Below are 21,797 nucleotides of genomic sequence, written 5' to 3' on the forward strand. Positions count from 1 at the left end.
GTTAAGTGGATCATGGGCTGGCCGCCTGGTCTCGCAACGCCTTTTACTTGACATCTAAACTATCTAGACCTAAATTAACCCCACAGCAAAGTCCACAGTGGGGAACAGCATGCGCATCGTCTGTATCGGCGGCGGCCCGGCGGGGTTGTACTTCGCCCTGTTGATGAAGAGCCGCAACCCGGCGCACGATGTCACCGTCGTGGAACGCAACCGTCCATACGACACTTTCGGCTGGGGCGTCGTCTTTTCGGATCAGACGCTCGGCAACCTGCGCGCCGCCGATGCGCCAAGCGCCGACGCAATACTGAACGCGTTCAATCACTGGGACGACATCGAAATCCATTTCGGCGGACGCAAAGTGCGCTCGTCCGGTCACGGCTTTTGCGGCATCGGCCGTAAACGTCTGCTGAATATCTTGCAGGTGCGTTGCGAGGAACTGGGCGTGAAGCTCGTCTTCGAAACGCAGGTCACTGACGACACCCAGTACGAAGCCGACCTGATCGTCGCGTGCGATGGAGCGAACAGCGCCATTCGTCAGAAGTACACCTCGGCCTATAAGCCGAACGTAGACATGCGCGATTGCCGCTTCGTGTGGCTCGGCACGCGGAAGTTATTCGACGCGTTTACCTTCGCATTCGAAAAGACGCAATTCGGCTGGTTTCAGGCACACGCCTATCGTTTCGACGACGAGACATCCACGTTCATTGTCGAAACGCCGGAGCGCGTATGGCGCGCCGCCGGACTCGACGAAATGAGCAAGGAAGAAAGCATCGCATTCTGCGAGAAGCTCTTCGCGAAGTACCTGGACGGCAATCCGCTGCTCTCCAACGCCGCGCATTTGCGCGGCTCATCGCAATGGATTCGCTTTCCGCGCGTGGTCAACGAGGAATGGGTGCACTGGCGCAGCAACGCAGACGGCACGCAAACGCCGGTCGTGCTGATGGGCGACGCCGCGCACACCGCGCATTTCTCGATCGGCTCGGGCACCAAGCTCGCACTCGAAGATTCGATCGAACTCGCCAACAGCATCGGCGCGCATCGCGACGATCTGCATGCGGCGTTGGAGCACTACACGCAAGTGCGCAGTGTCGACGTATTGCGCATTCAGAACGCCGCGCGCAATTCGACGGAATGGTTCGAGCACGTCGAGCGCTATACATCGTTCGAGCCCGAACAGTTCGCGTACTCGCTGCTCACGCGCTCACAGCGCATCTCGCACGAGAACCTGCGCGAGCGCGACGCGCGTTATGTGTCCAGTTTCGAAGACTGGCTCGCGCGACGTTCGGGCGTCGAGCGAGCGCCGCAAAAGCATTCGGTCCCGCCCATGTTCACGCCGTTCACGTTGCGCGGCGTCACGCTGAAAAACCGCGTGGTGGTGTCGCCGATGGCGCAATACTCGGCCGTCGACGGAATTGCCGGCGACTATCACCTGATGCATCTCGGCGCGCGCGCAATGGGCGGCGCCGCGCTCGTCATGACGGAAATGACCTGCGTGTCTCCCGAGGCGCGCATCACGCCAGCGTGTCCCGGCATGTACGCGCCCGCGCATCTCACCGCGTGGAAGCGCATTGTCGATTTCGTGCATCGCCAGTCCGATGCGAAAATCGGCATTCAACTCGGCCACTCCGGCGCAAAAGGCTCGACGCGCGTCGCATGGGAAGGCATCGATCAGCCGCTCGACGAAGGCAACTGGCCGCTCATTTCCGCATCGCCGCAGCAGTATCTGCGCGGCGTCAGCCAGCATTCGCGCGAAGCAACACACGACGACCTGCGCGAAATCGAAGCGCAGTTCGCGCGCGCAACGCAAATGTCCGCGGAAGCCGGCTTCGACTGGCTCGAATTGCACTGCGCGCACGGCTATTTTCTGTCGAGCTTTCTGTCGCCGCTCACCAACCGTCGCACCGACGAATACGGCGGCTCGCTCGAAAATCGTCTGCGTTATCCGCTGCAAATCTTCAGGGCCATTCGCGCGGTGTGGCCGCAAGACAAGCCCATTTCCGTGCGCATTTCCGCGAACGATTGGGTCGAAGGCGGCACGACGCCCGACGACGCCGTGCAGATCGCGCGCGCATTCAAAGCCGCGGGCGCCGACATGATCGACGTGTCGTCGGGTCAGGTCAGCAAGGAAGAAAAGCCCGTCTATGGCCGCATGTTTCAGACGCCGTTCGCCGATCGCGTGCGCAACGAAGCGGGCATCGCGACCATCGCCGTGGGCGCGATTTCGGAAGCGGACCACGTGAACAGCATCATCGCCGCCGGCCGCGCCGATCTGTGCGCGATCGCGCGTCCGCATCTCGCCAATCCATCGTGGACGTTGAATGAGGCCGCGAAAATAGGCTATTTCGACGTAACGTGGCCCAATCAATACATCGCCGCGAAGTCGCAACTCGAACGCAACCTGGAACGCGAACGCGCACAGGCTCTGGCCAATGCAGGTTTGTCGGCGCAAGAGCGCGCACAGCGCGCGGAAGGAACCACGTGAATTCAAACCACTCGTCACTCGCGGAACAGCATGCTGTCGTCACTGGCGGCGGCAGCGGTATCGGCGCCGCTATTGCCGAAGCACTGCTGCGCGTCGGCGCGCGCGTCACCTTGATGGGCCGCAATGCGGAGCGGCTCGAAATGCAGCGCGAAAAATGCCACGCATTGGGCGATGTCGCGAGCATCACCGTCGATGTCACGCAAGAAGAGTCCGTCGCGAAGGCTTTCAGTAAAGCGGGCGCGGTGGACATACTGATCAACAACGCGGGTCAGGCCCAAGCCGCGCCGTTCACGCATACCGACATGACGCTATGGCAGCGCATGCTCGACGTGAATCTCACCGGTGTCTTTCTCGGCACGCGTGCAGTGTTGCCGGGCATGCTCGAACGCAAGAACGGACGCATTGTTAATGTGGCGAGTACAGCGGGGCAAATCGGCTATGCGTATGTGGCCGCGTATTGCGCGGCGAAACACGGCGTGATCGGTCTTACGCGCTCGCTTGCACTCGAAGTCGCGACCAAAGGCATCACCGTCAATGCGGTTTGTCCCGGTTACACCGAAACCGAACTGCTGCATGCGTCGCTCGAGCAAATCACCAGCAAGACTTCGCGCACGGAAGAACAGGCGCGCGAAAGCCTGCTTCGCTCGAATCCGCAGCATCGCTTCGTGAGTCCCGAGCAGGTTGCGAATGCGGTGCTGTGGTTATGTCAGCCTGGCTCTGATGCGATCACGGGGCAGTCCATTTCCATCGCCGGTGGAGAAGTGATGTGAGCAAGTCATCCAACGTCAAGAAGATTGCCCCCGGCGACGCGAAGGCAGCAGAAGCCAAAGCGCCGCGCAAAGGCGTCGCGAAACCCGCGGAGAACGTCGTGGATCTGGAAATGAGCACTGGCGCCGACAGTCACATGGGCTTGCGTTTGTGGCTGCGCATGCTGACCACGACGAACCTTGTGCAGGCCGAATTGCGCAAGCGTCTGCGTAACGAATTCGACACCACGTTGCCGCGATTCGATTTGATGGCGCAACTCGAGCGTCATCCTGAAGGGTTGAAGATGACCGAACTTTCGCGTCGGCTGATGGTGACGGGCGGCAACGTCACTGGCATTACCGATCAGCTCGAGAAAGAAGGCCTCGTCTCGCGCGATAACGATCCGAACGATCGCCGTTCGATTAGCGTGTGCCTCACGCCTGCGGGCCGCAAAGCGTTCGACAGGATGGCGGCCGCGCATGAGCAATGGGTTGTGGAGCTGTTCGGCGGCTTGAGTCTCGAGGAGAAGTCGCGCACGCATCAGCGGCTTGGTAAGTTGAAGAAGCATCTGCTGGATAGTCTGAAGGACTAAGGCCTCGCGCATTCAAGGAGGACACACGCATATGTCACAAACAAACGCCGACGCGCTATTAGCAGGCAACCGCGTCACACTCGCGAATTACGAAGCGCGGCACTTCGGCTGGTCGGTCGCGAACAAAGTCGCGACGATCACGCTCAATCGCCCGGAGCGCAAAAACCCGCTCACGTTCGAATCGTATGCGGAGTTGCGCGACCTGTTCCGCCAGCTGGCGTATGCGACCGACGTGAAGGCCGTCGTAATCCACGGCGCAGGAGAGAACTTCTGCTCGGGCGGCGACGTGCACGACATCATCGCGCCGCTGATCGACCTGCCGATGCCCGAACTGCTGCTCTTCACGCGCATGACGGGCGACCTCGTGAAAGCGATGCGCCATTGTCCGCAGCCGGTGATTGCCGCCGTCGACGGCGTGTGCGCCGGCGCAGGCGCGATTCTCGCGATGGCGTCCGACATGCGCCTTAGCACCGCGCGCAGCAAGCTCGCCTTCCTGTTTTCGCGGGTCGGTCTCGCCGGTTGCGACATGGGCGCTTGCGCGATCTTGCCGCGCATCATCGGTCAAGGGCGCGCCGCCGAACTGCTTTTCACGGGACGCTCGGCGAGCGGCGACGAAGGCTATGCATGGGGTTTCTATAACCGGCTTTGCGAGCCCGCCGAGCTTCCTGAAGAAGCACAGAAACTCGCCGCCGATCTCGTCGCCGGTCCGACATTCGCGCACGGCATCACGAAGAAGATGCTGCACCAGGAATGGAGCATGAGTATTGACGAAGCGATCGAATCCGAAGCGCAGGCACAGGCCATCTGCATGAGCACTCGCGATTTCGAGCGCGCATATCAGGCGTTCGCTGCGAAATCGCGCCCTGTGTTCGAGGGAGATTGACGTGAGCGCCGATAAGCACATCGATTTGCATAGCGCGCTCGCGTGGCCTTTTTTCGAGCCGCGTCATCGTGAGCTGGCTGCGGGCATTGAGGCCTGGTGCCGCGAGAATTTGTCCGATGCCGAACACACGGCAAACGTCGAGCGCGATGATGTCGATGCGGCGTGCCGCCGGCTCGTGCGCGAACTCGGCGCAAGCGGATGGCTTAAGTATGGCGTCGGCGGCGTCGCTTACGGCGGCCACGGCGACACCATCGACACGCGCGCGGTCTGCCTGCTGCGCGAAACGCTGGCCAAACATTCGGGCCTCGCAGATTTCGCACTCGCGATGCAAGGCCTCGGCTCAGGCGCGATCTCGCTCGGCGGCACGCATGAGCAGAAAACCCGCTACTTGCCGCGCGTGGCGAACGGCACCGCGATTGCGGCCTTTGCGTTGTCCGAACCGGAGGCGGGATCTGACGTCGCCGCCATGTCGCTGGCTGCGCGCGAAGACGGTGACGCGTACGTACTCGACGGCGACAAGACGTGGATTTCGAACGGCGGCATCGCCGATTTCTACGTCGTGTTCGCACGCACCGGCGAAGCGCCGGGCGCGCGCGGCATCAGCGCGTTCATCGTCGACGCGGATACGCCGGGACTCGAAATCGCCGAACGCATTGACGTCATCGCGCCGCATCCGCTCGCGCGTCTGCATTTCGCGGGCGCACGCGTACCGCGCAGCCAGATGCTCGGCGCGCCTGGCGAAGGCTTCAAACTCGCCATGCGCACACTCGATATTTTCCGCACGTCCGTTGCGGCTGCGTCGCTCGGATTCGCGCGGCATGCGATGGCCGAGGGACTCGCGCGCGCCGCGTCGCGCAAGATGTTCGGCCAGACGCTCGCCGACTTTCAACTGACGCAAGCGAAGCTCGCGCAGATGGCGTTGACCATCGACAGCAGCGCGCTCCTCGTCTATCGCGCGGCCTGGTTGCGCGATCAGGGCGAAAGCGTGACACGCGAAGCGGCAATGGCGAAATGGCACGCGAGCGAAGGCGCGCAACAGGTCATCGACGCCGCCGTGCAGCTTCATGGCGGTATGGGCGTGCAAAGCGGCGTGCCGGTCGAAATGCTGTATCGCGAGATTCGCGCGCTGCGCATTTACGAAGGCGCGACGGAGGTGCAGCAATTGATCGTCGGCCGCGATCTGCTGAAGGCGCACGCAGCCGCAAGCGCCGCCGCTGGAGAGAGCGCGAAATGACCACGCACTTCGAAAGGCCCGTACGTATCCGCTTTTCGCACTGCGATCCTGCGGACATCGTGTTCTTTCCGCAGTATCTGGTGATGACGAATGCGCTCGTCGAAGACTGGTTCAACGAGGGCTTGCACATCGACTATGCGCAGATGATCGCCCAGCGCCGCATCGGGTTGCCTATCGTCAAACTCGACTGCGAGTTTTCACGGCCGAGCCAGATGGGCGAAACGATCATGTTGACGCTCAGCGTGAGCGCAATCGGCCGCCGCTCGATCAGCATCGACATTCTCGGTCATTGCAACGGCGAGACACGTTTCCGCGCGAAACAGGTACTCGTGACGACGTCGCTTGAAAGCGGCCGGTCGATCGACATTCCCACCGACATCGCCAACGCACTCGCGATGTTCGCTCCCCAGCCCGAATTCAGCGAGGCGCAACGCTCATGAAAAAAGCACTTCTTCCCGCTGGCTGGATCAAGCCACGCGGTTACGCAAACGGCGTCGCGGCAACCGGCACGCAAGTGTTCATTGCAGGCCAGATCGGCTGGGACGAACAGGCGCAATTTCAGACCGACGACTTCGCCGGCCAGGCGATTCAGGCGCTCAAAAATGTACTCGCCGTGCTGCACGAAGCCGGCGGCAAACCCGAGCATCTCGTGCGAATGACGTGGTACGTCACCGACAAACGCGCGTACCTGGACTCATTGAAGGAAATCGGCCGCGCGTTTCGCGAGTTGATCGGCGACTACGACATCGCGATGAGCGCGGTGCAAGTCGTCGCGTTGATCGAGGACGAAGCCAAGGTCGAGATCGAAGCCACCGCCGTCATTCCGCAGTAAGGACACGCAAGCTCTCGTCAACTGAAGCGCATGGAGCCGGCTCGATACCGGGGAGACCACGATGGAACCGTCAGCACACGTCGATACTTTCGCGCGCGACAATCTTCCGCCGCAGGATCAATGGCCTGTTTTTCTGCTGGACAACCCCGACGTCGCTTATCCGGCGCGTTTCAATTGCGCAACGGAGTTGCTCGATGGCACGATCGAAGCAGGTCACGGCGAGCGTCCGGCTGTTTGGTCGCTGGTGGACGGCGAGCCGCGCGCCACCACGTATAACGAGTTGCTCGCGATGGTCAATCGCAGCGCGCATGTACTCGTCGATGAAATGGGTTTGCACCCTGGCAATCGCATTCTGTTGCGCGGGCCTAATACGTTGCAGATGGCGGTCGCCATGCTTGCGTCGCTCAAAGTCGGACTCGTTGTCGTGCCGACCATGCCGCTGCTGCGCGCAAAGGAATTGAAGCAGATCATCGTAAAGGCGCAGGCGAGCGCCGCGCTTTGCGATGCGCGCCTGACCGAAGAACTCGCGCGCTGCACCGATCCGCAAGACGAATTCTATTGCGCGGAGTTAAAGCAAACGCTGCTGTTTCATGACGACGCAGCCGATTCGCTCGATACGCTCGCCGTCAATAAGCCCGACGACTTTACCGCATGCGATACCGCAGCCGACGACGTCTGTCTGATCGCGTTCACGAGCGGCACGACAGGCGCGCCAAAAGGCTGCATGCATTTTCATCGCGACGTATTGGCGATGTGCGATCTGTTTCCGCGTCATGTGTTGCGCCCTTCCGCCAGCGATATTTTCTGCGGCACGCCGCCGCTCGCTTTCACATTCGGGCTTGGCGGCTTGCTGTGTTTTCCGCTGCGCGTGGGGGCGTCGACGGTACTGATCGAGAAACTCACGCCCGAGACGTTGTTGCAGACCGTCGAGCGCTTTCACGCGACCATCATGTTCACCGCACCGACTTTTTATCGGCAGATGGCGCCGCTCATTCCGCATCATGACGTGTCGAGCTTGCAGAAAACCGTGGCGGCCGGCGAGGCATTGCCTGATTCGACGAGGCGTTTATGGCACGACGCGACGGGCATCGACATGATCGACGGAATTGGCGGCACCGAGTTAATCCACATTTTTATTTCGGCGCAGGGCAGCGAGATACGCCCGCATGCCATTGGCCGCGCGGTGCCGGGCTACGTCGTGCAAGCCGTGGACGACGCGATGCAACCGGTCGCGCCAGGCACCATCGGCAAGCTCGCGGTGCGCGGGCCGACCGGCTGCCGTTATCTCGCCGATGAACGGCAATTGAAATTCGTGCGCGACGGCTGGAATCTGCCGGGCGATTCAGTTTATATCGACGCAGACGGCTACGTGTTCTACCAGGCGCGCGCCGACGACATGATCGTTTCAGCCGGCTATAACATCTCCGGTCCGGAAGTGGAAAGCGTGTTGCTGCAACATGAAGCCGTGGCCGAATGCGGCGTGATCGGCGTGCCGGACGACACGCGCGGGCAGATCGTGAAGGCGTTCATCGTCGTCAATCCCGGCTATACAGCCGACGACAAACTCGTCGCACAGTTGCAGGAATTCGTGAAGAATACGGTGGCGCCGTATAAGTATCCGCGCGTTATCGTGTTCGTCGATTCACTGCCGCGCACTGAAACAGGCAAGCTCAAGCGGTTCGAATTGCGTACGATGGCGTAGCCCTCTTCCTCGCAAATCTTACGAGACGTCAGGAGACACACGCATGGCCGGCTCTTTCATCGAAGTTGTCGCCCAGGACGGCGGCCGTTTCAATGCCTACGTTGCGCGTCCGGCGCAAGGCTCGGGCCCTGGGCTCGTTCTGCTGCAGGAAATTTTCGGCATCAACGAGACCATGAAGGCGACGGCCGAGCGCTTCGCCGAAGAAGGCTATGTGGTGCTGGTGCCCGATCTGTTCTGGCGCATCAAGCCAGGCATCGAACTCGGTTATGGCGACGCCGACATGAAGCAGGCGCTCGACTATCTGGCGCAATTCGACACCGACCTTGCCGTCGACGATATCGCGGCCACCGTTGCCGCGTTGCGCGCGATGCCCGAGCAGGCCGGCAAGGTTGGCGCGGTCGGCTACTGCCTCGGCGGCAAGCTCGCGTTTCTGAGCGCGGCGCGTACCGATGTGGATTGCGCGGTGAGTTACTACGGCGTGGGCCTCGATGCGTATCTGGACGAAGTACCGGCTGTGCGTTGTCCGATGGTGTTTCACTTCCCCGGGAACGACGCGATGTGTCCGCCGGAAACGCGCGAGCGGATCAGCGCTGCGTTGCGCACGCGTCCGCAAATCGAGCAGTACGTGTACCCCGGTTGCGATCATGCGTTTGCCGCGCCTGCGCGTCCGCAATACGACAAGCCTGCTGCAATGATGGCGTATTCGCGCACGCTGGCGCTGTTGCGCAAAGTACTCGGGCCTGTCTACGATCTCAACGCGTTGTGGGAAGCGCATTGCTATCACGAGTTCGCGACGCGCGACGTGGAAGCGGTCATGCCGACGATGGTCGCCGAGCCTTACGTCAATCACGTTCCGACGATGACCGGCGGTGTCGGTCATGACAATCTCAAGCGCTTTTACACGCATCACTTCGTTAACTCGAATCCGCCCGACACGAAGCTGATTCCGATTTCGCGGACTATCGGCGCGGATCGTATCGTCGATGAATTCATTTTCAGTTGCACGCATAGCTGCGAAATCGACTGGCTATTGCCGGGTGTTGCGCCGACGGGAAAGTACTTTGAAGTGCCGATGCTGGCTGTGGTGTGCTTCCGCGGCGACAAGCTTTATAACGAGCATATCTACTGGGATCAGGCGAGTGTGCTGGTGCAGGTGGGCTTGCTCGATCCCGAGGGATTGCCGGTGGCGGGGATTGAAAGCGCGCGTAAGTTGCTCGATGAGAGCTTGCCTTCTAATGAGTTGATGGGAGCGAAGTCGCGCGTGTGACTCTTTGTTTCGTGCAAGGGTGCGGCTAGAGGCCCGCCTCTGCACAATAGCCCTATGATGTGACGTTCCATTGGCCACCGTTTATCGACCATGCTGACTGTCCATCATTTGAATAACTCGCGCTCGCAACGCGTCTTGTGGCTGCTCGAAGAACTCGGCGTTCCGTACGAGATCAAGCGCTATGAGCGCGATCCAAAAACGATGCTCGCGCCGCCCGAGTTGCGCGCGGTGCATCCGCTCGGCAAGTCGCCGGTCATTACTGATGATGGGCTGACCATTGCCGAGTCGGGCGCGATTATCGAATATCTGGTCGACAAGTATGGACAGGGGCGCTTTGCGCCAGCGGCCGGCACCCCCGAGCGTTTGCGTTACACGTACTGGCTGCATTACGCGGAAGGGTCGGCGATGCCGCCGTTGCTGCTGAAGCTGATCGCGCTGCGTATCGCGAGTGCGCCGATGCCCTTCTTTGCGAAGCCGATCGCGCGAAAGATCGCGGGGACGCTGCAATCGAGTTTCGTCGATCCGCAGTTGAAGCTGCATCTTGGGTATATCGAGGAGCAGTTGAGTAAGAGCACGTGGTTTGCTGGCGATGAGTTTTCTGCCGCCGATGTGCAGATGAGTTTTCCGCTTGAGGCGGCGACGGCGCGCGGTGGGATGCGGCTGCCTGCTGTGACTGCGTTTTTGCAGAGGATTCATGCGCGCGCGGCGTATCGGCGGGCTTTGGAGAGGGGTGGGGAGTATGGGGTTGTGGGTGGGGGGTGATCGGGTGACGAGCCATGGCGCGGAATGCATCGTTGCACTAAACTCCCGCGATTTCAAAAAGAACAAAGGACACCCGCAGGATGATCAAGTCAGTCCATCAATACCCGGAAGACTACGACCCGCACGGCGACAATCCGCCGTTGACCGCTGCACAGCAGGAAGCGGTCAGTCGCCTCACGGAAGCAGATCTGCATGCCATAGATGCTGCAACCATTGCTAACATTGTCGACAACTGGCGGAAGGTTGCGAGAGTCGTGGGTACGACTATTAGCGAATTCGCCGACCAGTCGTTATATCCGGGTTTGGGCGATGTCTTTTACGCGCAGCGGATAAGGCTGATGGTAGAGAAGGGTCTTGTCGAGGCGGTCGGCGATCTGAAGCGCATGGGCTATAGCGAGGTCCGGTTGCCGCGGTCGACAAGTGGCGAGTGCACGAGTGAGCGCTGATGCGCCGCCGCACGCAGTGCATGCTATCCCAGCCGTGTGCGCGAACCGCGCAACAACCTAGGAAGTGATGCGACTGCGCCGCTGCCTGCAGCGCTCGGTTGAGATCGGCACCGGCAACCCGCGTGATGAAGCGCCGCGTGCGTCGGGAGTACGGTGGTACGAAACGGGAGACGGGAAGCCGTCGCCCCATGATTAGCGCGCCAGCAGTTTTCTGGCGACAAAGGGCGACTTCGGTCGCCCTTTGTCGTTTGACCACAGATAACGGTTTTTCAGAGACGTCTGATTGGACCGAATCACCCCACAGCGTAAAACGCGTGAAGAGCTGAAATAGCTCCAGATCGCGGCCAGCCTGACCTTTGCAGTCCTGACCTATCGAGCCGCGTCTCCGACAAATCAACAAGGAGGCCAGGTCCATGGCAGACCTGCAAGACGCGCTGCGTGCCATAACCGGACGTCAGGCGTACTTTCTCGACGTGCCCGGCACGGAGAGCGCAGCGGCGCTCTCGGTCGTCTCGTTCACGGCAACCGAAAAGATGGGCGCACCCACCGAGGTGCGCATCGAGTTGACCCACCCGCAGCAGCTTGCACGCGCCGACTATCTGAACGTCGACGCCACGTTTTCCATCGTGCCCGACGATGGCGCTACACGTAAGTTCTCGGGATTCATCGCGCGCTTCTCCACGATCCAGACTACCCGTGACTACGTGAAGTACCAGGTCGTGCTCAGATCGCACTTCGCGCGACTCGAGGCAGTGACCCGCAGAAAAATCTTCCAGCACGCGAGCACGCCCGACATTATCGCGGCGGTTCTGTGCGGTCATGGGCTGAGGGAGCACCAGTTTTCATTCAGGTTGCGCGGGCAATACCGCAAGCATCTGTTTCGCATGCAGCACCAGATGAGCGACCTTGCCTATGTCCACATGCTCGCAGAGAAGGCCGGAATTTACTGCTTCATTGTGGAGACGCAATACGGCGACGAGATCGTATTCGCGGATGACGTCGATCACTATATCTACGACCCGCGGCTGATCGTGCCGTACCGCGAAGCGGCCGGCCTCGAAGCGGGTGGCGTGGAAGCGGTGACGTCGCTCAGGACACACACCGTCACGGTGCCGCAGTCGTTCATGGTCGCGGACTACAACCCGGAGCAGGCCTGGGAACGCTTTCGCGATGAAGCGAACGTCGCACCGCAGGACCCAACCACTTACGGCCAGCCCTACATCTACGGCACCCACCATCTTGACCAGGCGGGCGCGAAATGGGAGGCGCAGCTACGCCACGAAGCCGCCATCGCCTGGCAGATTGTCTATGAAGGGCAAAGCAATATTCTGGCGTTGCAGCCGGGGCGCGTGCTGGAAACGGATCTTGTTTTGCCCGATGCACCGAAAGGCCAGGTCATTGTCGAAGTCACGCATAGCGGCGCGCGCGATGCCTCCTATACGAACAGCTACCGGGCGATTCCGGCGGACCGGCGTTTCCGGCTGAAGCTCGAGCCGCAGACGTGGGCCAAAGTGACCGGCACGCTTTCAGCGCGCGTCACGAGCCCGGACAAATACAAATACGCGTACATCACCGCAAGCGGGCACTACACGGTGCGCTTCGATTCCGATTTCGAAACGTGGCCCAACGGTGGCGAGAGCGTACCGCTGCGGCTGGCTAAACCGTTCGCGGGCAAGGGTCAAACCGGCATGCACTTCGTCGCGCTGGACAACGACGAGGCCGTCATTTCCTGCCGGGACGGCGACCCGGACAAGCCCGAAGTCATCGCGTTCCACCATCACAGCCAGGCGCGCGACCTCGTCACAAACGACCGGCGCTGGCTCTCGCGCAACGTGATCCGCACGCAGGCGAACAACAAGCTTCGCATGGAGGACTGGGCGGGCCAGGAAGGCATCAAGGTCAGCACGGACCACTCGGGCAAGTCGCAACTGAATCTCGGCTACCTCGTCAACAGCAAGCTCGAGCAAAGGGGCGAAGGCTATGAGCTGAGGACATCGGGCTACGGGGTGAATCGCGCGGGCAAGGGACTGCATCTGAGCGCATATGACCGCCCTGCTGCAACCGGTCAGCAGCTCGACATGCAGGAAACCATCGCGCAGCTTGAGAGCGCGCTGGAACTGGCAAAGGCGCTGGCCAGTTCGGCCAGCGGTGCAAAGGCCGAGCCTGCCGACACCGATGCGCAGCAGCAGATGAAGGCGGATTTCGACGGCCTGAAGCAGCCGGCGCTGCTGATGAGCACGCCTGCATCGGCGGGCATTGTCGCGGGTGGCGGCGTGCAGCTTTCGGCGCAGGACAGTATCTCGGCTGTCGCCGGAAAGAGTGCCGACTGGAGTGTGCTGAAGCGCTTCACGGTCGCTGCGGGCGAGAAGCTTTCGCTATTCGCGCAGAAGCTGGGCATCAAGATTTTTGCGGCCAAAGGTGCGGTCGAAATCCACGCGCAGGACGGCCCGATGTCGTTCATCGCCGACAGAGACCTGAACGTTGCCAGCGTCAACGGCAAGATCAATCTTGCAGCGGCCAAGGAAATCATTCTGGAATGCGGCGGCGCGTTCATCCAGTTGAAGGACGGCAGCATTACGCTCGGCGGTCCGTTCGACCTGTTCTTCAAGACCATCACTGTGCAGAAACAGGGCAAGGCGTCGATGAATACGCCCATGCCGTCCATACCGCGTGCAGCGCCCGTCGCCACAGATCTCGAGTTCCGGCATGTCTACCCCGACGGCTTGCCGGTCGCGGGATGCAGCTATGTGGCCTGGATCAATGGCCGCTCGCAGCGGGGCATGCTTGACGCCGACGGCTACATGCGCCTGAGTGGCGTGCCCGCTGGCACCGATGCGAAGGTCAGGTATCTGGACGACCCGAATCACCATGGCACCATTCACAGCGTCGCCGCAGATGAGGACCTGCGCGAACTGGTGCCGTCGGCCGGGAGCAAGGCATGAGTACGCTCGGCGACGTGTGGGACGATGCCGTGAGCACCCTGAACTGGCTCAGGTCGCTTGCCTATGGGGAATTCGCGGAAGACAGACCCACGAGCGTGATCGTGGCCGACATGCTGGCGGCGATCATGGTCCCCGGCGCTGTGGTCGTGACGAGTGCGCGCGATCTCGCGGCGGTGAGCCTGCGGCTCGGCAGACGGTATGAAGGCACATCGACTGACGTTGAGAACGCCGCCCATCCGGAGTGGCAGGAGTGGGTGATCCTGGTTGCATCGGCGCTGGGCGTGTTTGGCCCGGCGATCTGTGCGGCGGTGGGTGGGCTTGCGGGAGCAATGGTTGGCGACGAAGCCGCCGCCGTGATCCGCACGGTATGTCTGCTGCTGATCGAACGGAGCGGTCTGGTGCTCGAAAGGGTGGTTGGCTTTTTGGCACGCTTCACGAAGGGCAACATCGTCAGGCTGCTTGATAAGATTCACTTCGCCGACTATGGCGACCCGCTGGTAAAAAACCTCGACAGGTTTTTCCGGTGGGTGCTGGAGAAAATCAGGTATGCGAAAGGACTTCTAAGCCGGATCGAATACATCGGGCGGGCGCAGGCAGCGTTAGCCGAACTCGAGCGCATGGAGAAGCGCTTCTATGCGGTACAGACCCACGCAGTGAAGCAGGTTCCGCAGGCGCTGGCGAAACTGGACGAGGCGTTGCAGAAGCTGCTGAAGGACACGTTGCCGCCGACGTATCATCCGGCCTATGCGGGCGTCCCGGCTCCGAAGCCCGAGGTGGTGACGCCGCCGAAGGTGCGCGTGAGCCCGGGCATAGGCGGGCCAGCGAAACTGTTGCCGATGCTGCGCGATGGCGCGGAGGCAGCGGGCGGTGCGGCGCACGGCGGTGAATCGCCGAAGCCGCAGGAAGCTCAGACGGAAAGCAGTAACGTGCATCGCGACGATGTCGCAAAGATGAGTAGCGCGCGGAAGGGTATCTTTGGCGAGCAGGTCAGCGACGATTGGATGAAGGCGCGGAAGTTCACGTCGGAACTGTCAGCGGACCGGCAGATGCGCCTGCTGGAAGAGAAGCCGACGGGCCGGGGTATCGACGGCGTGTATAGGAACAATGAGCCGCCACCGCCATACGTGATTACAGAGACGAAGTTCAGGACCGGAGGAAACTTCAGCCCGAGCCAGTTGCCCATGACCAAGGGGTCGGGCAAACAGATGAGCGGACCTTGGATTGATAGTCGGTTGGCCGATGCCGTTGGCGGTCGGACCAAGGCGCGCACAATACTGAAGGCCGACTACGAAAGTTGGCTGATCGTGGTGGATGAAAACGGGCGAGTAGTTGATATCACGAAGCTCGACCCATACGGCAATGCGTTGCTGGATGCTGCCGGTAATCCTGTCAAAGTGCCGTTAAACTGAGCGGCGCAACGTGAACCAAATGCAGAGCAAAGGTATCGTGATGGACCAACTATTCGACAAAACTAGGCGTGAATCCCTGCTGCCCGAAAGCTACTATCGCGCAACGCTTGCGTTCCATGAGGCCGGTTTAACCGATCCTGAAATCGACCAAATACTGGCGTCGCCAGACAGGTCCCCTGAGCATAAGGGCAGACTGTCTTGGAGTCGGTCTGATGACGCGCTGAAGATCGTATTTTTGCGCTACTCAGCGGGCGAGCCTGTGGGGTCACTTAAATCTGATGCCCGCCGTTGCTTTGACGCATTCAAGACCCACTATCTCGCATATCCCAAGTATGGACGGCTGAAACTCTGGGAGCGGGACGCCTACCAGTACGTGATGTGGCTGCTGTCGCTGGCGGTACTGCTCGGACTGAAGGAGTGGGTGCCGACCATTGCGACGTGGATTAGCACTGATGCCGACGACGGTCAGGACGCGCTGGTAAGTCGTCTGTTTGGACAGTTTGGTATCTCACTGCCCGGCGAATCGCTGGTTCACGAAAAGCCCTACGCCGATCTGCTGCGCGCGACGGAGACGCACGGCGAGGCACAGCAAAAGGCAACGGCCGACTATCTGAAGCACTGGTACGGCGGGATGAAGGACTGCTACTGGTACGACCGCCATAAGCGTCTTGACGCTGGTTTCTTCGGCTATTGGGCCTTCGAAGCCGGGCTAGTGACGCTGCTATGGAACATTGACGACAGCAGCTATCGCGACATGCGCTTCTATCCGAAGGACCTGGTGGACTTCGCGCGCGAGCAGGCGACGGCTCCGCGGGGCGAAGTCCAGAAGCCGCACATCTCACGCAGGACCGGCGAGCGCTGCCCGCACACGGGCCGCTGGGGCGTGCTGGAATCGCCGGGAGCGTTCCTCCAGGAGCACATGTTCAGGGAAGGCGATGTGTTCCCCGAGGGCATCGGTCGCGACCGTCGCGAAGGGCCAGTGACATGGATCGTGATGTCGCGCGAAGACGGCGGGCCCACTCGCATCGAATGAAGTACGCCTGACGCCTGACGCCGAGCGAACGTGCGAACGTGCGAACGTGCGAACGTGCGAACATCGAAAGACGTCGCCATTCTTCTGTTCACCGCCAGTCTGGGTTCTGATCCGTGCAGACCGTGCCGAGGCCGTCGACGTACGCCCCACCCGCCCAGGAATTCGTAGTTGTGACGCAAAACTCGCGGGTGCTAGACTGAAAAACCCCTCGCCCTCAACAACTTGCCAATACGTTGGTCAACATCCGGTTGATCAACATCGCGCCGGGCGGCGGGCCCGTCCGGCATCGCATTGAAACAGCCCACGTTTGCTCGAAGCCGCCGGCAATTTCAAACGATCGCGGCACAGGAGCCCTCGCATGACCCATTCCATCCACGGCAATAAACGCTGGCTCGCGCTCATGGTGCTGTGCCTCGGTGTGCTGATGATCGTGCTCGATACGACCATCGTGAACGTCGCATTGCCTTCTATCGCCGCGGATCTCGGCTTCACGGAAACATCGCTCGTGTGGGTCGTCAACGCGTACATGCTGACGTTCGGCGGCTGTCTGCTGCTCGGTGGACGGCTCGGCGATCTGTACGGTCATCGCAGATTGTTTCTCGGCGGCATTACGCTCTTCACCGTGGCATCGCTCGCGTGCGGCCTCGCCAACTCGCAGATCCTGCTGATCTGCGCGCGCGCCGTGCAGGGCCTGGGCGGCGCTATCGTATCGGCCGTGTCGCTGTCGCTCATCATGAATCTGTTCACCGAGCCCGGCGAGCGCGCGAAAGCGATGGGCGTCTATGGCTTCGTCTGCGCGGGCGGCGGCAGCATCGGCGTGCTGCTCGGCGGATTGCTGACCAACCTGCTGAGCTGGCACTGGATCTTCCTCGTCAATCTGCCTATCGGCATCGCCGTGTACGCGCTGTGCGTCGCGCTGCTGCCGTCCGCGCGCGGCCACGCGCATGGCGAACGACTCGACGTCGCCGGCGCCGTGTCGGTCACCGTGTCGTTGATGCTCGCCGTCTATGCCGTGGTCAACGGCAACGAAGCCGGCTGGACGTCGGCGCAAACGCTCGGCTTGCTGCTCGTCGCGCTTGCGTTGCTCGCCGCGTTCCTGATCATCGAGTCGCGCGTGCAGCATCCGTTGATGCCGCTCGGCCTGTTCCGCTTGCGTAACGTCGCGACCGCGAATGTCGTCGGCGTGCTGTGGGCCGCGGCGATGTTCGCGTGGTTCTTCATTTCCGCACTGTATTTGCAGCGCGTGCTCGGGTATCGGCCGCTGCAAGTCGGGCTCGCGTTTTTGCCGGCGAACCTCATCATGGGATTCTTTTCGCTGGGACTGTCGGCGCGCGTCGTGATGCGCTTCGGTCTGCGGATTCCGCTCGCGGTGGGTCTGCTGGTTGCCGCGTGCGGTCTTGCGCTGTTCGCGCGCGCGCCGGTGGGCGGCAGCTTCATCGTCGACGTGTTGCCCGGCATGATGCTGCTCGGCTTCGGCGCGGGCATCGCGTTCAATCCCATGTTGCTCGCAGCGATGAGCGACGTCGATCCGGCCGATTCCGGGCTCGCGTCGGGCATCGTCAATACGTCGTTCATGATGGGCGGCGCACTCGGCCTCGCGGTGCTCGCGAGTCTCGCGGCCGCGCGCAGCGGCGAGATGCTGTCGACGCAAAACGCGCTCGCCGCGCTCAACAGCGGCTATCACGTGGCGTTTGCGTTCGGCGCGATCTTCGCGGCGGCGGCGGGCGTGATCGGCGGTGTGATGCTGCGCGCGGGACGGCCGGGCGCTGCGGATGCTGGCGCTCATGCGGATGCGGGTGATGGACATGGCGTGGCCGCTGCCGAACGTCCGCGTTCGGCGGGGAATACGGCGGCGACGGAGAACGTTTGATCGGACGCGTCGCGTGGTGCGCGACGTGATGCGCGGAAGGCGGCTCGCTGGCTGCTGAATGCGGTTTGGCTGTCGCGCTCACGCTTAGTCGCAGTAGTCCCAACGCACGCGCCGCTTGCATCGCGTGCATGAACTGCAAAAGCGCAAGCCCGATCAAACGCACGCGTTCGCAGCTAGCTATGCTGGCTTCATGCTGACATGAGAGCCGCTATGAATCCGGTAGGAAAAGCGCTGTGGTTTATCGAAAGCCACTTTGCCGAAGAACTCACGCTCGACGACATCGCCCACTGTGGATGCGTGTCGCGCTTTCACCTCGCGCGTGCTTTCGAAGCGGCGACGGGCGTGCCGGTCATGCGCTACGTGCGCGGGCGTCGCTTGAGTGAGGCTGCGCGTCGGCTCGCGGACGGCGCGCCGGACATACTGACGGTTGCCATCGACGCCGGTTACGGCTCTCACGAAGCATTCACGCGCGCGTTTCGCGAGCAATTCGGGCTCACGCCCGAAGCGCTGCGCGCGCGTGGTCATCTCGACAATCTTGTCATCGTGGAGCCGATCAAAATGGACGAAACTCTTCTCACGCATCTGGAGCCGCCGCGCTTTGAAGACGGCAGGCCGTTTCTCGTCGCGGGTCTGAGCGAGCGCTATACGTGCGAGAGCGCCGCCGCGATTCCATCGCAGTGGCAGCGCTTTAACGAGTACTTCGGCAAAGTGCCGGGCCAGGTGGGCAACGTCGCGTATGGCGTCTGCTACAACGCGGACGATGCCGGCAACATCGACTACCTGTGCGGCGTCGAAGTCGGCGACTTCTCGGCCCTGCCCGCCGAATTCAGCCGCTTGCGGATTGCCGCACAGCGCTATGCGGTGTTCAGCCATCGCGAGCATGTGTCGACGATACGACGCACGTGGAACACGATCTGGAACACGTGGCTGCCGGCATCGGGACACCTTCCCGCCGATGCGCCCAACTTCGAGCGCTACGACAAGAAGTTCGATCCGGTTAGCGGGATGGGCGGGTTGGAGATCTGGTTGCCTTTGAAGGCGTGATCTGGGTTGGTTTGTGGATGGGCGCGTTCGGCGGGGATTTTTATGCTGCCCGCCGTTGTCTTTGCCGTTTGCTTTTGCCTTTGTCTTTGTAACTCAGTGAGGCGCGGCGGGCGGCTGCGGCGTCGAGTCCACTCTCAATGCAGCGGCGTTTTTCGCGGATGACGTTTTGCCGCGTTTTCCGTTTGCCGCAGCCTCCTGCGACGCGCCGCCTTTCTGCGCTGCCTCCGCGAGCAGATTCGCCGCATGGCGCGCGGTGATGCGGCTGTGCGGGACGCCCTTTGCATCCAACGCGATGACCTGAAAAAGCTCGCGGTCGCATTCGAGTTCCTGCTGATATTGCTCTGCCGTGTCCACCAGCAATTCGATCAGCTTCTGGCGACGCTGACGCTCGTCGCGCGTGAGCGCAGGATTCCTATGTATCGACGACGCGAGTGTGATCAGTGTGTCCAATTGTGTCAGGCTCCGGTCGCAGAGGTCGAAAGCTGACAGGGCGAGCTTTTCGTACTGAAGGGCGTCGACGGGGGGACGGGTGGGCGTCGTGGGTTGAAGCTTGAGTGACTTTTTGGTCATGGTGCGATCTCCCTGTGTTTCGGTAGGTCGCCCGGGCACTCGGTTTAGCGTGGGTGAGCGGGCGCGAAGTAGGGTTGACAGACCGGGACATAAACAAACCGGCGAGCCTTGCGGCTCCCCTACCAAGGCCCGCCCATTGAAATATAGACGTGCAGAGGTAGACGCACGACCCGCGTGAGCGGGTGTGCGGTTTATGCCGCAGGCTGTCAAACCTGGCCGCTGAGTGTTTCCCAGCGACTGGATGATTATAAGGGAGGCAGGCCAGGACATTGCCGAGCAAATGAATGGAACGCTCTCATTGGGGAACCGAACAAGGCGAGCAGGGTTCGGATTATTAGGAAAGGTCACTCGCTCGTGTAGTCCGCGCTTGTGGGATAGTCTGGCGGCGGAGGCTGGAACTGTTCTGAAGTGCACGGAAATTTCACACGCTCTCTCAGTGGGCGGCGATGAGCATGATCTGACGCCTTGAAACCCAGATTTTCTGGCATTCGACCTCGTTCTTATATTTTTCGCTTCTTGCTGCTTGGGCTATTGTTTGGGATGGCGGGTAATGGGCTATGGGACGTGTTTAAACCAGGAGCGGACAGTTACCTAGATACACTGAGGAGTCAGCGCCATTCGCTTATGTTTATCTTCGGGACATTTGTTTTGAGCTTCCTGTTGATGCTTCTGCCTCTGGACAAAATACGCTTAAAACTGGGGCGGATAAAATAGGCGCCGCTCTTGACAGATTAGCCGACGGGAGAGCCGATGTAAGGAAAAACGTCGTGCACGCCAGACAGCGGTCGAACCGTCGCAGCACCAAATAACCGGCGAGGCAAATTTGGCCTATAAGTTTCCGCTGTCGACGTCTCGTGAGAGACAAATAAGACTACGACGGCTGATCGCAAGCGGACTGCGAAAAGACCGGTGTCCCGTTCTCAATAGTTAAAACAGAGACCTGCTTATCCCCGAGATGTTGCGTCAGGACACCAGTGGGAATGTTTTTGCACGCACGATCATCTACATATTCGGTCCGCGCCAGGACGAGCGCGGGAGCACTGAATTTCTGTAGAGCGGCGATTCCTAGCTGCGGCAGTTCCAACAACTGCGAGGCAACCAACAGCAATCCGACCGGGGTCAAAAGTGAAATTGCATCGGGTAGGACATTCCGACGGCGGTGCTCGTCGTTACCTTGCGATAGACGTTGGCGGGAGAGGCCCGTACGCAACATTCTTCCAATAATTCTCGGCCACGACGCGAACAACAATAGCACCGCACAGACCGATATTAACGCGCTACCGAACTGGAGCATTCGAAAGATGCTGTATGGTCCTGACATCACACCAACAAAGATTGGAAAGTACTTCGCATCCGCATGGGTCAGCTGCCGAACTGCCGCCGCTGCGTCGCTCCGTCCGAGCCATAAGGCAACGGAAAAAAGACTCGCATAGAGCAACTTTCCCAGTGTACCGCTCCAAGTTAGCTTGGCTATGGTTCTAATTGCAACCAAGCCGTGTCTAAAAGCCCCCAGCCCGATAATCCACTCCGTAGCGATCATGAATGACATTGCTGACTCGGTCGGCTTCATGAACGCACCCAGTACCGTCCCGGCCAACGAGAGCATGAGCGCAATGCCATAAAGGAACGGGACATCGGGTGGAATGCGTGCCAACCTCTTCACGAACCGCCGGGCGCGAATGCCATGGATCACATATAGCGTGCGAACCGGCCTTAAATATTCTTTCCATTCTCGGTACAACCCAACCGCGAGGAATAAGACCAGTCCGGCTCCGAGCATCTTCCCACCGTTCGCCGGAAAATAGTGCAGTACGAGCAATGCAATGATAATGAACAGTGCACCACGTGCCCTGCCATTGCGCCACAATAAGGAAACGACCTCAAGCAATCGAGAATTCATTTAGTACTTTAAAATTGGTCGTACGGAAAAGCTCGCGGCCTTAACCCAACTGCATACGGACGCGAAGCGAGTGTCTTTGCCA

The 21,797-nt window shown here is 60.9% G+C and carries 18 protein-coding genes; 16 read left to right on the plus strand and 2 right to left on the minus strand.

Translation table 11 applies throughout. The annotated features are described in order from the left end of the window. Positions 1–109 precede the first annotated feature (109 nt). From CUJ91_RS29555 to CUJ91_RS29630, 16 genes are all read left to right on the plus strand, one after another. Positions 110–2,482 carry a bifunctional salicylyl-CoA 5-hydroxylase/oxidoreductase gene (locus CUJ91_RS29555; RefSeq protein ID WP_114157808.1) on the plus strand — a complete coding sequence of 791 codons (2,373 nt, stop codon included), beginning with the start codon at positions 110–112 and terminating at the stop codon, positions 2,480–2,482. Continuing rightward, entirely contained in the window at positions 2,479–3,252 is a 774-nt protein-coding gene (locus CUJ91_RS29560) for an SDR family NAD(P)-dependent oxidoreductase (protein ID WP_114157809.1), read from the plus strand. The genes CUJ91_RS29555 and CUJ91_RS29560 overlap by 4 nt, the downstream gene beginning before the upstream one ends. Further along, positions 3,249–3,821 (plus strand): MarR family winged helix-turn-helix transcriptional regulator, encoded by a 573-nt coding sequence (locus CUJ91_RS29565; protein ID WP_114157810.1) that lies wholly within the window; start codon positions 3,249–3,251, stop codon positions 3,819–3,821. The genes CUJ91_RS29560 and CUJ91_RS29565 overlap by 4 nt, the downstream gene beginning before the upstream one ends. A gap of 31 nt (positions 3,822–3,852) precedes the next feature. After that, positions 3,853–4,704, plus strand: coding sequence for an enoyl-CoA hydratase family protein (locus CUJ91_RS29570; protein ID WP_114157811.1), 852 nt, complete (start codon positions 3,853–3,855; stop codon positions 4,702–4,704). A 1-nt stretch (position 4,705) separates the two neighbouring features. Further along, positions 4,706–5,938: an acyl-CoA dehydrogenase family protein gene (locus CUJ91_RS29575; RefSeq protein ID WP_114157812.1), complete on the plus strand. Its 1,233-nt coding sequence runs from the start codon at positions 4,706–4,708 to the stop codon at positions 5,936–5,938. Further along, positions 5,935–6,378, plus strand: a complete 444-nt coding sequence (locus CUJ91_RS29580; protein ID WP_114157813.1) for an acyl-CoA thioesterase — start codon at positions 5,935–5,937, stop codon at positions 6,376–6,378. The genes CUJ91_RS29575 and CUJ91_RS29580 overlap by 4 nt, the downstream gene beginning before the upstream one ends. Further along, complete coding sequence (locus CUJ91_RS29585) at positions 6,375–6,770, plus strand: RidA family protein (RefSeq protein WP_107707047.1); 396 nt, start codon at positions 6,375–6,377, stop codon at positions 6,768–6,770. Before CUJ91_RS29580 ends, CUJ91_RS29585 begins: the two co-directional genes overlap by 4 nt. Positions 6,771–6,831: 61 nt before the next feature. After that, positions 6,832–8,472 carry an AMP-binding protein gene (locus tag CUJ91_RS29590; RefSeq protein WP_107707049.1) on the plus strand — a complete coding sequence of 547 codons (1,641 nt, stop codon included), beginning with the start codon at positions 6,832–6,834 and terminating at the stop codon, positions 8,470–8,472. 43 nt (positions 8,473–8,515) lie between these two features. Then, positions 8,516–9,739: a dienelactone hydrolase family protein gene (locus CUJ91_RS29595; RefSeq protein WP_107707050.1), complete on the plus strand. Its 1,224-nt coding sequence runs from the start codon at positions 8,516–8,518 to the stop codon at positions 9,737–9,739. Between the two features lie 90 nt (positions 9,740–9,829). After that, positions 9,830–10,501, plus strand: a complete 672-nt coding sequence (locus CUJ91_RS29600) for a glutathione S-transferase (protein ID WP_107707054.1) — start codon at positions 9,830–9,832, stop codon at positions 10,499–10,501. An 80-nt stretch (positions 10,502–10,581) separates the two neighbouring features. Beyond that, complete coding sequence (locus tag CUJ91_RS29605; protein ID WP_107707055.1) at positions 10,582–10,947, plus strand: DUF3658 domain-containing protein; 366 nt, start codon at positions 10,582–10,584, stop codon at positions 10,945–10,947. 413 nt (positions 10,948–11,360) lie between these two features. Further along, the gene (locus tag CUJ91_RS29610) at positions 11,361–13,889 is read left to right on the plus strand and encodes a type VI secretion system Vgr family protein (RefSeq protein ID WP_107707056.1); all 2,529 of its coding nucleotides are present in this window, start codon (positions 11,361–11,363) and stop codon (positions 13,887–13,889) included. Beyond that, positions 13,886–15,298: a hypothetical protein gene (locus tag CUJ91_RS29615; protein ID WP_114157814.1), complete on the plus strand. Its 1,413-nt coding sequence runs from the start codon at positions 13,886–13,888 to the stop codon at positions 15,296–15,298. Before CUJ91_RS29610 ends, CUJ91_RS29615 begins: the two co-directional genes overlap by 4 nt. A gap of 19 nt (positions 15,299–15,317) precedes the next feature. Continuing rightward, positions 15,318–16,331, plus strand: coding sequence for a PoNi-like cognate immunity protein (locus CUJ91_RS29620; RefSeq protein ID WP_114157815.1), 1,014 nt, complete (start codon positions 15,318–15,320; stop codon positions 16,329–16,331). A 358-nt stretch (positions 16,332–16,689) separates the two neighbouring features. Next, on the plus strand, positions 16,690–18,201 hold the full coding sequence (locus CUJ91_RS29625; RefSeq protein WP_114157816.1) for a DHA2 family efflux MFS transporter permease subunit: 1,512 nt from the start codon (positions 16,690–16,692) through the stop codon (positions 18,199–18,201). A gap of 210 nt (positions 18,202–18,411) precedes the next feature. Beyond that, positions 18,412–19,245: an AraC family transcriptional regulator gene (locus tag CUJ91_RS29630; RefSeq protein ID WP_114157817.1), complete on the plus strand. Its 834-nt coding sequence runs from the start codon at positions 18,412–18,414 to the stop codon at positions 19,243–19,245. 93 nt (positions 19,246–19,338) lie between these two features. Here the strand turns inward: CUJ91_RS29630 and CUJ91_RS29635 are convergent, their stop codons facing one another. Then, positions 19,339–19,815 carry a hypothetical protein gene (locus tag CUJ91_RS29635; RefSeq protein WP_114157818.1) on the minus strand — a complete coding sequence of 159 codons (477 nt, stop codon included), beginning with the start codon at positions 19,813–19,815 and terminating at the stop codon, positions 19,339–19,341. A gap of 871 nt (positions 19,816–20,686) precedes the next feature. Then, entirely contained in the window at positions 20,687–21,715 is a 1,029-nt protein-coding gene (locus tag CUJ91_RS29640) for a hypothetical protein (protein WP_029967162.1), read from the minus strand. Positions 21,716–21,797: the final 82 nt, after the last annotated feature.

The sequence above is a fragment of the Paraburkholderia graminis genome (assembly GCF_003330785.1).
GTDB classification, from domain to species: Bacteria; Pseudomonadota; Gammaproteobacteria; order Burkholderiales; family Burkholderiaceae; genus Paraburkholderia; species Paraburkholderia graminis.

Bases quoted from the DNA above. Each gene is read 5' to 3' on its own strand.
- CUJ91_RS29585 (WP_107707047.1), top strand. From the start codon at position 6,375: ATGAAAAAAGCACTTCTTCCCGCTGGCTGGATCAAGCCACGCGGTTAC.
- CUJ91_RS29620 (WP_114157815.1), top strand. From the start codon at position 15,318: ATGCAGAGCAAAGGTATCGTGATGGACCAACTATTCGACAAAACTAGG.
- CUJ91_RS29635 (WP_114157818.1), bottom strand. From the start codon at position 19,815: ATGACCAAAAAGTCACTCAAGCTTCAACCCACGACGCCCACCCGTCCC.
- CUJ91_RS29605 (WP_107707055.1), top strand. From the start codon at position 10,582: ATGATCAAGTCAGTCCATCAATACCCGGAAGACTACGACCCGCACGGC.
- CUJ91_RS29555 (WP_114157808.1), top strand. From the start codon at position 110: ATGCGCATCGTCTGTATCGGCGGCGGCCCGGCGGGGTTGTACTTCGCC.
- CUJ91_RS29630 (WP_114157817.1), top strand. From the start codon at position 18,412: ATGAATCCGGTAGGAAAAGCGCTGTGGTTTATCGAAAGCCACTTTGCC.
- CUJ91_RS29600 (WP_107707054.1), top strand. From the start codon at position 9,830: ATGCTGACTGTCCATCATTTGAATAACTCGCGCTCGCAACGCGTCTTG.
- CUJ91_RS29580 (WP_114157813.1), top strand. From the start codon at position 5,935: ATGACCACGCACTTCGAAAGGCCCGTACGTATCCGCTTTTCGCACTGC.
- CUJ91_RS29625 (WP_114157816.1), top strand. From the start codon at position 16,690: ATGACCCATTCCATCCACGGCAATAAACGCTGGCTCGCGCTCATGGTG.
- CUJ91_RS29595 (WP_107707050.1), top strand. From the start codon at position 8,516: ATGGCCGGCTCTTTCATCGAAGTTGTCGCCCAGGACGGCGGCCGTTTC.
- CUJ91_RS29610 (WP_107707056.1), top strand. From the start codon at position 11,361: ATGGCAGACCTGCAAGACGCGCTGCGTGCCATAACCGGACGTCAGGCG.
- CUJ91_RS29640 (WP_029967162.1), bottom strand. From the start codon at position 21,715: ATGAATTCTCGATTGCTTGAGGTCGTTTCCTTATTGTGGCGCAATGGC.
- CUJ91_RS29570 (WP_114157811.1), top strand. From the start codon at position 3,853: ATGTCACAAACAAACGCCGACGCGCTATTAGCAGGCAACCGCGTCACA.
- CUJ91_RS29615 (WP_114157814.1), top strand. From the start codon at position 13,886: ATGAGTACGCTCGGCGACGTGTGGGACGATGCCGTGAGCACCCTGAAC.
- CUJ91_RS29590 (WP_107707049.1), top strand. From the start codon at position 6,832: ATGGAACCGTCAGCACACGTCGATACTTTCGCGCGCGACAATCTTCCG.